The organism is Myxococcales bacterium, assembly GCA_016717005.1.
Taxonomy (GTDB): Bacteria; Myxococcota_A; Polyangia; order Haliangiales; family Haliangiaceae; genus UBA2376.
Map to the genome: position 1 here is coordinate 239,395 of JADJUF010000007.1, position 11,231 is coordinate 250,625.

At 77.0% G+C, this 11,231-nt stretch carries 6 protein-coding genes; 3 read left to right on the plus strand and 3 right to left on the minus strand.

What is annotated here, in order from left to right:
* Positions 1–17: 17 nt before the first annotated feature.
* Entirely contained in the window at positions 18–7,343 is a 7,326-nt protein-coding gene (locus tag IPL61_08005) for a hypothetical protein (GenBank protein MBK9031265.1), read from the plus strand.
* Between the two features lie 68 nt (positions 7,344–7,411).
* Positions 7,412–8,365, plus strand: a complete 954-nt coding sequence (locus IPL61_08010; GenBank protein ID MBK9031266.1) for a hypothetical protein — start codon at positions 7,412–7,414, stop codon at positions 8,363–8,365.
* A gap of 151 nt (positions 8,366–8,516) precedes the next feature.
* Here the strand turns inward: IPL61_08010 and IPL61_08015 are convergent, their stop codons facing one another.
* The 3 genes from IPL61_08015 to IPL61_08025 all read right to left on the minus strand — a co-directional run bounded on the left by IPL61_08015 (position 8,517) and on the right by IPL61_08025 (position 10,310).
* Entirely contained in the window at positions 8,517–9,086 is a 570-nt protein-coding gene (locus IPL61_08015; protein MBK9031267.1) for a zeta toxin family protein, read from the minus strand.
* Positions 9,087–9,110: 24 nt separating this feature from the next.
* The gene (locus IPL61_08020) at positions 9,111–9,626 is read right to left on the minus strand and encodes a helix-turn-helix domain-containing protein (GenBank protein ID MBK9031268.1); all 516 of its coding nucleotides are present in this window, start codon (positions 9,624–9,626) and stop codon (positions 9,111–9,113) included.
* A 201-nt stretch (positions 9,627–9,827) separates the two neighbouring features.
* Entirely contained in the window at positions 9,828–10,310 is a 483-nt protein-coding gene (locus tag IPL61_08025; GenBank protein MBK9031269.1) for a hypothetical protein, read from the minus strand.
* Between the two features lie 214 nt (positions 10,311–10,524).
* Between IPL61_08025 and IPL61_08030 the strand changes: the two genes are divergently transcribed.
* Complete coding sequence (locus IPL61_08030; protein ID MBK9031270.1) at positions 10,525–11,226, plus strand: PASTA domain-containing protein; 702 nt, start codon at positions 10,525–10,527, stop codon at positions 11,224–11,226.
* Positions 11,227–11,231: the final 5 nt, after the last annotated feature.

Consider the following 11,231-nt stretch of genomic DNA (forward strand, 5'->3'; position numbering starts at 1 on the left):
GGTAGCCTGACGGCGACGTGACTGTGTCGCTCAGCCCGATGCCCGACGTGCCCCGCGGGCAGATCGAGCTCGTGCCGGCGCCGGGCCAGCACCTGGCGATCGGCCCGCTGGCGATCGACCGCCTCGCGCTGGCGGCGCCGAGCGAGGGCGCCGGCGATCTGGAGCTGGCGCGCTGGCAGCGCCGGCGCACCCAGCTGGCCGCGGTGTCGGCGCGGGTCGACGCCGCCGCGCTCGAGGCCGCGCTGGCGACCCGGCGCGAGGCGCTGGCCGGCGCCGGCATCACCGACGTCGCGATCCACTTCACCGACGACACGATCGCGGCCACCGCCCGGGTCGCCGACGGCCTGGCCTCGGCCGAGGTCAGCTTCCACGCCGCGCTGGTGCCGCGCGGGCGGGTCGTGCGCGTCGTCGTCGGGGGCCTCCGGGTCCACGGCCACCTGCCGACGCCGGCGCCGCTGATCGTGCAGCGCCTGCTCGAGGCCGCGTGCGGCGGCGGCGAGGGCGTGCGCGTGGTCGGGCTGCTCGAGCTCGAGGTCGACGTCGCCACCGTGACGACGTGGCAGCTCCTGCCCCCGGCCGGGTGGCGGCTGCCGTCGCTCGAGCTGGTCAGGCTGACGGGCCTGACGATCCGGCCCGACGCGATCCGGCTCGAGCTCGCGACCAGCGGCGACGAGCCGCCGCCCTCGCCCCAGGGCCTGGCGTGGGCGGTCGCGCACGCGGCCATGACCGCCGCCGACGAGCTCTCGCGCAAGGGCCTGCTCGACGACGCGATGCGCGGGTACCGCGCGCTCCTGGCCGCCGCCGGCCCCGATCAGCCGGCGCTGCTCGAGCGGATCCTGGCGATCACGTCGGCCCGGCCGACCTGGTTCGTCGACGGGCGCGAGCTCGCGCGGCAGGCGCTGGCGCGCTGGCCGGAGTTCGTGCCGGCGCTGGCGGCGCTGGCCAGCATCGCCCTGGCCGAGGGCGACACCCGCGAGGCCGCGAGCCGGCTGGCGGCGGTCGCGCAGCTCGCGCCGCGCCAGGGCGATCGCGCCGGCGGCATCCTGGCGGCGCTGGCGGCCGCGCGGCTGTACCGCGTGATCGACCCGACCGCGGCGACGCCGCTGTACCAGCGCGCGCTGGCGCTGCGGCCCGAGCTGCGCGAGGCCGAGGACGCGCTGATCGGGCGCCTCGCCGACGAGCGCCGCTGGCGCGAGCTGGTCGCGGTGCTCGACGGCCGCGGCGCGCGCGCCGACGGACGGGCCCGGGCCGAGGCCTGGGCCGAGGCCGCGCGGATCGCCTGCGACGAGCTCGGCGACCTCGACGGCGCGCGCGCGCTGGTGGCGCGCGCGCTCGAGGCCGCGCCGATCGCGGCCGTGCAGCTCGCGGTCGGCCGGGTCGCCGCGGCCAGCGGCGACGCGCGCGCGGCCCAGGCGGCGTTCCAGGCCGCGGCCGCCGCCGCGGTCGCCGCCGGCGAGCGCCCGATCCAGCAGGCCGCGCTGATCGCCCGGGCCCGGCTGCTCGACGCCGGCGGCGACGCCGACGCCGCCGCCGCCGCCTGGGACGAGGCGATCGCCAAGGGCGAGCGCGGGCCCGAGCTGCTGGCCGCCGCCGCCGCCGCCGCCGCGCGCGCCGACCGCCACGCCGACGCGGTCGCCTACGGCCGGGCGCTGCTGGCGGCGCGCCCCGACGACGCCGCCGCCGAGCTGGCGCTGGGGCACAGCCTGCTCGCGGTCGGCGCCCTCGCCGACGGTGAGGCGGCGCTGGGCCGGGCGTGCCAGGGACCGGCGCCGATCGCCGCCGAGGCCCGCGCGCTCCTGGCCGAGCATCGCCGCGACCACGATCCGGTCGGCGCGGCGGCGCTCTACGACGAGGCGGTCGCCGCGCTGCTCCAGGTCGACCTGCGGGCCCGCGCCGCCGAGCTGGTGCTGGCGCGCGCGGCGCTGGTGCCCGCGGCCGCGCGTCAGGCCGAGCTCGAGCGCGCGGTCGAGCTGGCCGGCACCGACGCCCCGACCGTCACCCGCGCCGCGGCCCGGGCGCTCCTGGCCGAGGCGCCGACCCTGGCCGAGTCGAGCCGCTGGATCGCCGCGCTGCTGGCGACGGCGCAGTCCGCGGGCGAGCGGGCCGGCCTCCTCGGTGAGCGCGCCCGCCGCGCGCTGGCCGAGCCGGGCGCCGATCTCGCCGCGGCCGCCACCGACGCCGCGGCCGCCGCGCAGCTCGCGGCCGGGGGGCCCGCGGCCGCCGAGTACCTCGGCGTCGCGGTCGCCATCGAGCGCGCCCGCGGCGACGCCCGCGGGCTGGCCCACGCGCTCGACGCGCTGGTCGCGGCCCGCGGCGCCAGCGCGACCACCGCGCTGCTGGTCGACGCGGCCGAGGCCCACCTCGCCGCCGACGCCGGCGGCCGCGCGCTGACCCTGGCGCAGGCCGCGGCGGCCCGGGCCGCGGTGGCCGGCGACCGCGCGCTCGCCGACGGCGACGATCTGGCCGAGCGGGCCGTGCGCGCGCTGGGCGAGGCGGCGTGGCGCCAGCGCAGCTTCCCGGACGTGGCCCGGGCCTACGCCGCGCTGCTGGTCGCGCCGACGGCCGCGCTCGACGACGACGCCCGCGCCTGCGCCGAGTTCCGCCTCGCGACCGCGCTCGAGCGCGGCGGCGACGCGGCGACCGCGATCTCGCTGCTCGAGCGCGCCGCGCCGCGCCTGCCCGGCGACGCCCGCGGTCAGGCCTACCGGCTGCTCGCGGATCTGCACGAGCGCCGCGGCGAGCTGACCGCGGCCGCGGCCGCGCTCGAGGCCTACGCCGAGGCCACCGATGCCCAGGCCAGCACGTCGGCCCGCGCCGACGCGCTCTACCGCGCCGGCGAGCTGTTCCGGCGTCGGCCCGGCCACAGCGCCGACGCGGTCCGCTGCCTCGAGGCGGCCCTGCGCCTGGCCGACGACCACCTGCCCGCGCTCGACGCGCTCGAGCTGATCGAGCGCGACCTCGGCGACCTCGAGCGCGTCGCGACGATCCTCGGCCGCAAGATCGCCGCGAGCGCGCGCCAGCCCAGCCGCCAGAAGGCGCTGCTGGTACGGCTGGCCGCGATCCACGTGCAGCTCGAGCGCCCCGACGTCGCGCGGATCACGCTCGGGCGCGCGCTCGAGCTCGACGCCGCGTACCGCCCGGCGCTGCACGCGCTGGCGGAGATCGCCCGCAGCCGCGGCCAGCGCCTCGAGCTGGCCGACGCCCTGGCGACCTTGGCGACGACCGCCGGCGACGACGCCGACGCGACCCGCGATCGCACCGCCGCCGCGATCGAGCTGGGCGAGCTGGTCGCGATCGATCCGGCCGGGTTCCCGCCGGCCTGGCGCGAGCGCACGATCGCGATCGTCGAGTCGCTCGGCGCCGGCGCCAGCCACCCGGCGCTGGCCGCGGTGGCCGAGCGCCTGCGCACGCCGACCGCGACGCTCGTGACCAGCGCCGCGCCCCGCCTCGACGAGGTCGAGCGCGCCCGGGCCGCCGGCCGCCCGGATCTGGCGCGGGCGCTGCTCGCCGAGCCCGCCGCCGCCGGCGACGCCCGGGCGCTGCGCGAGCTCGCCGACGTCTGCGCCGAGCTGGCCGACTGGCCCGCGTGCGCGGCCGCGCTGGCGGCGCTGGCCGACGCCAACACCGATCCGCCGCTGCACGGCCACCGCCGGGCCGAGGTCCTGCTCGAGCTGGCCGACATCCACTACGATCGCCTCGGCGATCTCGAGGCCGCGCGCGCGACGATGCGGGCCGCCGCCGACGCCCACGGGCCGTCGGCCCGCCGCGACGCGACGCTGCGCCTGCTGGCGGCCGAGGCGTCCGCGGTCGAGGACCACGGCGACGCCGCCGCCGCGCTCGAGGCGATCGCGCTCGACCGACGCACGCCCGCCGACGTGCTCGCGCTCGCCACCGCCTGGCAGCGGCGCGGCCACGATCACCGGGCGATCGCCGTGCTCGAGGCGGTCGAGGCCTCGACCCGCCTGACCGACGAGGGCGCGATGCTCTTGTTCGCGCTGCACCAGGAGCGCCGCCGCAAGGCCGAGCTGGCGGCCGCCCTCGAGCGCGGCGCCGCGGCGGTGCCTCCGGGCGAGGCCCGGGCCCGGCTCACCGACGCCCTGGGCCTGTACCGCGACGCGCTCGGCGACGACGCCGCCAGCGCCCGGGTCGAGGCCGCGCTCGCGAAGCTGCCGGCGACGCCCGGCGCGCCGACGCCGCCGCGCCCGGGGCCGGGCGAGCCGCGCCGCCGCACCGCGCGGCCGACCGAGATGGAGCGCCTGGCCGAGGCCGCCGCCGCCTCGGGCGATCACATGGCCGCCGCGGATCTGTACGCCGACGCCATCGCCGCGCGGGTGCGCGCCGGCGGCGATCCCGCCAGCCTGTCCGACGCCATCGAGCGGGTCCGCGCCGCGGCCCGCGCCGCCGGCCACGCCGACGCGCTGGTCCGGGCGCTGTTCGCGGTGGCCGCGCGCGCGCCCAAGCCGCTGGCGATCGACCTGTACCGCGAGGCCGCGACCACCGCGCGCCTCGATCTGCACGACGAGACGATCGCGTGCGACGCGCTCATCCGCGCGCACCGGCTCGCGCCCGGCGACGGCGAGCTGGTCGCGGCCCTGGCCGACGCGCTCGAGGCCGAGGGCGACCTCACCCGCCTCGCCGACGTCTACGAGCGCGCCGCCGCCCACGCGCTCGGCGGCGACCGCGGCCGCTGGCTGCTGGCGCTGGCGCTCCTGGCCCGCGACAAGCTCGGCGACGCCCATCGCGCGCGGACCCACCTCGACGCCGCCCACGAGGCCGCGCCCGAGCTGCCGACGGTGTGGCTGCCGCTGGCCGACGCCCGGATCGCCGACGACGACCTCGCCGGCGCGCGGGAGCTGTACGAGCGCGCGGCCTCGTCGCTCGCGCTCGACGCCACCACCCGGGCCTGGGCCAGCGAGCGCCTGGCCGCGCTCGATCGCGACGCCGACGTCCAGAGCGGCGAGATCGCCGCGCCGCGCACCCGGACCGCGCCGCGCGGCTCGAGCCCAGCGCCGCGGGCGCCGGCCGCCGCCAGCGACGCCGCGCCGGCCGCCCCGGTCGCGCCCGAGTCGACCCGCCGGATCACGCTGCGCGGCCTGGCCTCGATCCGCCTCGCCGACGGCGCGCCCGTGTCCGACTACGAGCGCGAGCTGCGGCTAGGCGCCGAGCTGGCCGCCGGCGATCAGCTCGACGCCGCGATCGCGCGCTACGAGGCCGCGAGCGTGCTGGCCCCGACCGGCGACACCCGCGCGCTGCTCGCGCTCGAGCAGCTCCACGACGTGCGCGGCGACGGCGAGGCGGTGTCCGACGTGATCGGCCGCCAGATCATCGCCACGACCGAGGCCCGGCCGCGCGCGCGGCTGTGGTGGCGCCGGGCCCAGCTCTACCGCGACACGCTCCACCGCGAGGCCGACACCTACCGGTGCCTCAAGGAGGCCCACGCGTCGGACCCCGACGATCTCGACATCGCCTACGAGCTGCGGGCGGTGGCGATGGCGCGCGGCGAGTGGGCGCTGACGGCCGAGCTGCTCGATCGCGAGATCGCCAACGCGCCGACCTCGCGCGATCGCGGCGCGCTGCACCTCGAGCTGGCGCTGGTGTTCGACGAGAAGCTGCTCGATCCCGACGCCGCGCGCCGCCACTACGAGGCCGCGCTCGGCGACGACCCGACGATCCCGGCGGTGCCGCGGCCGCTGGCGCGCATCTACGAGCTGGCCGGCCGCTACCGCGACGCCGCGACCATGCTCGAGCAGGCCGCGGTGCTGGCGCCGACCGGCGAGCGCGCGGCGCTCTACGCCCGGGCCGCCGCCGACGCCGCCCGCGCCGGCGATCGCGCGCGCGCGGTCGACCTGGCCAACGCCGCCGCCGACGCCGCGCTCGCGGTCGGCAACCACGAGGCCGCCGCCCGGGCCCGGGCCGAGGCCAGCCGGCTCGGCGCCGAGCCGCCCCCCGACGAGGCCCGCGCCAAGGATCTCGACGAGCGCGAGCGCGACCTGACCCGCGCGATCGCCGAGCGCGACGGCGCCGGCATCGAGAGCGCGGCCCGGGGCGTGCTGACGGTGGCGCCGGCCCACCCGCAGGCGTTCCGGGTCCTGTACGAGCGGGCCGAGGCCCGCAGCGACTGGACCACCGCCGCCGAGCTGTGCGCCGCGCGCGCCGCGGCCGAGAGCGATCCGACCGAGCGCGCCAGCCACTGGTTCGAGCTGGGCCGGCTCCACGCCGATCGCCGCAGCGACATCCGCGCGGCCAAGGCGGCCTGGACCCGCTCGCTCGACACCGAGCCGACGTTCGCGCCCGCGCTCGACAGCCTCGCGGATCTCGCCTACCGCGAGCGCGACCTCGCCGTCGCCGATTCGCTCTACGCGCGGCTGCCGGTCAACACCTCGCGCCTGCCGCCCGACGTCGTCATGCTGCGCCGGGCCGAGATCGCCGAGGCGCTGGGCGAGGACGGCCGCGCGCTGCAGCTGGCGCAGAACGCGGCGCGGCTGGGCCCGTCGCGGCGCGACATCTACGCGACGTGCGCGCGCCTGGCCAGCCGGGTCGGCGATCTCGACGCCGCGCTGCGGGCCGCGCGCAGCGGCCTCGAGCTGATCGTCCCCGACGACATCGCCGCGCTGTCGAGCGCGCGGCTCGAGCTGGCCGAGCTGTGCAAGCGCGCCGGCGACACGATCGGCGCGGTCTACTACCACGAGCTGGTCGTCGCCGACGAGCCGCACCACGCGCGCTCGCTCGAGGCGCTGGCCGATCTCTACGTCGAGCGCGGCAACTGGGCCGGCGCGGCCCGCGCGCTCAAGGGCCTCGCCGCCACCGCGGCCTCGCCCGACCGCCGCGCCGAGATCCTCTACCGGCTGGGCGACCTGACCCTGGCCCGGCTGGGCGACGTCGCCGGCGCCGACGACGCGTTCCTGCGCGCCGCCGATCTCGACCCCAGCCACCAGCCGACGCTGCGCCGGCTGATCGACGTCTACTGGCGCGGCGGCGACGCCGCGGCGCTGCTCGAGATCGCGCAGGAGCTGGCCGCCGCCGGCGCCCTGCTCGAGCCGGCGACCGCCGCGCCCACGCTGGCCCGGGTCGCGATCGCCGCCGCCGCGGCCGGCGCGCTCAACCTCGCCGCGACCGTGGTCCAGAGCTTCGGCGCCGAGGCCCCGGCGCGGCTGGCCGGCGCGCTGGTCGAGCTGGTCGGGCGCGCCGGCGAGCTCGGCCTCGATGGTGGCGTCGCCGCGGTCGCCGAGCTCCACCGACGCGGCCACGGCCCGGCGCTGGCGACCGTCGCCGAGCCGGCCCGCGGGCTCGGCGGCGCCGGCCAGGCCGCGGCCCGGGCGCTCGACCAGGCCGCGCCGCATTGACCGCCCGCATTGACACCTCGCGGCGACGGCGACGTATAGTCGGCGTCTCCCTTCGCTGAGGTCTCGCAATGCTCGCTCGCTCGCGCTCGTTCGCTCGCTCGGTGCTCGGCGCCGCGCTCTCCGTCGCTCTCTCCACCGCGCCGGTGGCGGCCGTGGCCGTCGTCGGCGCCGGCTGCGGCGCCTCGGCCAGCTCGATCGGCGGCGGCGTCCACCGCGGTGGCGCCTCCGACCCGACCGCCTTCGCCGCGGCGATCACCGCCGGCGACGCCGCCTTCGCGCAGCGCGGGGACCGCGCCCAGCTCGAGCTCGCGATCGCCAAGTACGAGGAGGCGGTCAAGCTCAAGGACGACGACTACGAGACCTACGAGAAGCTGGCCCGCGCCAACTACCTCCTCGCCGACGGCTGGCTGTTCTTCGAGCAGGCCGAGAAGAAGGAGCTCTTCCTCAAGACCTACGAGAAGGGCTTCCAGTACGCCGAGCGCGGCCTCAAGGCCCGCTACCCCGGCATCGAGGAGCGGCTCACGGCCGGCGTCGATCTCAAGGACGCCGCGACGCTCGTCGACAAGCCCGGCATCGGGCTCCTGTACTGGTACGCGACCAACCTGGGCAAGTGGGGCAACGCCCAGGACATCACCGTGGTGCTGACCTACAAGGATCGCATCTACGCGATCATGGAGCAGGTCTACAACCTCGACACCCAGTTCTTCTACGGCGCCGCCGACCGCTACTTCGGCGCCTACTACTCGATCGCGCCCAGCTTCGCCGGCGGCGATCTCGACCGCAGCTGGAAGCACTTCGAGACCACGATGAAGATCGAGCCGCGCTACGTGGCCACCTTCAACCTGGTCGCCGAGTTCTACGCGCCCAAGAAGCAGGACGAGGCGCTGTTCGACTCGATGACCCAGAAGGTCCTCGACGCGCCCGTCGACATCATCCCCGAGCTCGCGCCCGAGACCGCGGTCGAGAAGCGCAAGGCCGAGCTCCTGCGCAAGCGCAAGGCCGACGGCGAGTTCCCGTTCTGAGCCGGACGTTGTCGGCGGTGGCGACGAAGCGACCGATGGCGAAGCGATCACCTCGTCGACGCCGCCCCGACGATCCGCGCAAGGCACGGGTTCGCCGCGCGGCTCGGTGAGCGGGCCGGCCCCGCCGTTGAATCCGAGCCACGCACCAGGCTCAGCGCGCGACCGGGCGGGCGATCGCTGGCGGCAACCACGACGGAGCGGGGGTCGCCAGGTGGACGCAGGTTCCGCGCTGAAACTCAGCGACGAGGATCGGCGCTGCGTCGGAGCCATCGTAGAGGTGGCTGAGATCGAAGACCGCGATCGCCGCTGGTAGGTTTCGGAGACTCCCGTCGTAGATCTCTCGGAGCCGCGCCGGAGGCGCGCTGTGGCCACCATCGAGCGCGCGCAACGCGACCCGTTCGATGTTGACTGCGACGTCGGAGGTCGCGATGTAGACGAGCTGTGTCAGGAAGCCGCCCGCCTTGGCCGCCACGGCCTGCCGGATCGCAGCGTCGCTCCGGAGGGTCGTCTCGACCGCGAAGCTGATCCGGCCGGCGATCTGCGCCGTGACGAAGGCCTCGCATTCCTGTTGCGCCTGCGTCCGCACATGGTCAGGGATAGCCACGTAGGAGCCGTGGAGCGCGCGACATCGGTCGTCGATATTGAAGTGGCTGTGGCCCGATGAGGCTACCGGGAACATCCGCGACTTGCCGCTCCCAGATGGCCCACCGACGACCAGCATGACCGGTTGGGGTGCCGCCACCGATCAGACATCCGTGCGTGAACCTGGCAGCATATCGTCGGGAAGATCGACCACCCGGCGTCCCTCGACATCGACCACACCCGCGTCGCGCAGGCGCGCCTGCTGATCACTGACCTGCTGAGCGCCGCGCGCGATCGATGTCGTACACCACGCGCGCAGGCCATCCGCGGCCGCCGCGAGGTCGGGCGGCTCGTTCTCCACCGCCGCGAGGTCGTAGCGGTACATGGCCCGGTCATGACGCAAGCCGACCGCCCTCGCATACTGGCTCACCAATTCTCGGCGCAGGTCGCGAGGGAGCTCGAGCCAACGTGCCGTCTCGACAAGGGTCAACGTCTCCACCGAGACCTGCAGCACCTTCCCCAACTCCTCGAGGCTCACGCCTCGCGCGATGCGCCCTGCCCTGAGCCACACCGAAAGCGCGCGCGACGCACGCGGGTTCGCGGGACGCTTGGTGGCGGCCCGGATCTTCTTCCGCTCGCCAGGCGGCTCACTCTTGGCTAACGCGGCCGCGCGCTTCACCGCTGTACCGTATCACGAACGATCACCTGCGGCCTGGACACCCATATCCACGTCGGGGCCGAGTGATTTCGGCGAGTTCACATCGCTGCGGGCGACGGGCCCGGGACGGCCTCTTGCACATGGCCGCGCCGTCCGGCGCTCGACGATGACGCCGAGCGGCAAGGGTACTTCGTCGAGGCGGGCGAAGGCAGCCTGCGCTCCTCAGTTCTCGTCGCGGCGGTCCTCCCCACCGCCGTCGCTCGGTGGCCGCTCCGGCCCGCGCAGCGGCGCGGTCGGCTCGTCCTTGACCTCGCGCGGGACGGGTTCGGCCTCGGGCACGAACAGCGCGAGCGCCGCGGTGCGCGCGCCGATCGGCGAGGGCGGGCCGCTCGCCTGCGCCAGCCGCGCGCGGACGAAGTCGGTCAGCACGATCGCGTCGGGCAAGATCGACTCGTCGATCTCCCGGAGGCTCGGCATCAGCTCGGCCAGGAACCGCGCGCCCTTCATCACCCCGGCCAGGTTGCCGAGCTGCACCGGCGCGAGCCGGGCCTCGGTCGCGCCGCCCGACACGCGCACGCCGCGCGCGCCGGCCAGGTGCCCGACCTTGACCGTCAGGTCGCACAGCACGCCGCGCCGCAGGTGCTCGGGGAACGAGTGGGTCGCCGCCGTCCACGTCAGGCGCCCCGGACGCCGGGTCGCAGCCACCCGGATCGGAGGCAGTGTGCAGATCGCGCGTCGGGAAGACGTGCATCAGCTCCGGTCGAGAAGGCGCGCGGCGAGGCGTCCGTCGCCGCGCGCTCGGCAGGCCGCGCGCCCGGGCTCCAGTGCGGAGGCTGACCTCGCGTCCACGACCGCCACCACCGGACCTCACCCCTCGCGGGTGATTCTCGGGTCGCGGCGCACCGGGTAGCGTGGCGCGATGAAGATCGTCCCACTCGCGTGTGTCGCGCTGGCGGCGTGCTCGTTCTCGGGGAAGCTGGGCGGCTCGACGCTGTCGTCGGGCTCGGGCCCGTCGTCGACGTCTTCGTCGAGCGGCGACTCGACCCGGCAGGCGCCGATGCCCGACGTGCGCGGCAAGACCCCGGCCGAGGCCGAGGCGCTGCTGCGGTCGGCCGGGTTCAACGTGGCCAGCACCACCGAGCTAGGTGAGGACCTGTGCGGCGAGGGCGAGGACCACCAGATGGCCAAGCAGGGCACGATCTGCAAGCAGCGGCCCGAGGTCGGCGCCACGACCTACGGCGGCACGGTGCGCCTGACGTACACGCTCGAGAAGGATGCGTGGGAGGGCGGCAGCAACGGCCCCGGCGAGTGGCGGCGGGTGCCCGACGTCGTCGGCAAGTCGATCGACGTCGCGCGCACGATGCTCGCCCGCGCCCAGCTGCCGATCGAGACCAGCTTCGAGGTGATCGAGGTTGTCGAGCCCGGCTGCGCCGCCAAGACGATCTGCAAGATCTCGCCCGGCCCCAAGCAGCGCAAGCAGGTGCGGATGCAAGGCCGCCTCTACGTCGGGCTGCCGCAGCCGCCGGTCGCGCCGCCGCCCGCTGCCACGCCGCCATCGGCCAACCCGATCGATCCGCCGCCGCCGCCACCGCCCGCCGCGAAGCCCGACACGTACTTCTGATCTGG

Coding starts and splice junctions, on each gene's coding strand:
- IPL61_08015 (MBK9031267.1), bottom strand. CDS start 9,086: ATGCTGGTCGTCGGTGGGCCATCTGGGAGCGGCAAGTCGCGGATGTTC.
- IPL61_08030 (MBK9031270.1), top strand. CDS start 10,525: ATGAAGATCGTCCCACTCGCGTGTGTCGCGCTGGCGGCGTGCTCGTTC.
- IPL61_08010 (MBK9031266.1), top strand. CDS start 7,412: ATGCTCGCTCGCTCGCGCTCGTTCGCTCGCTCGGTGCTCGGCGCCGCG.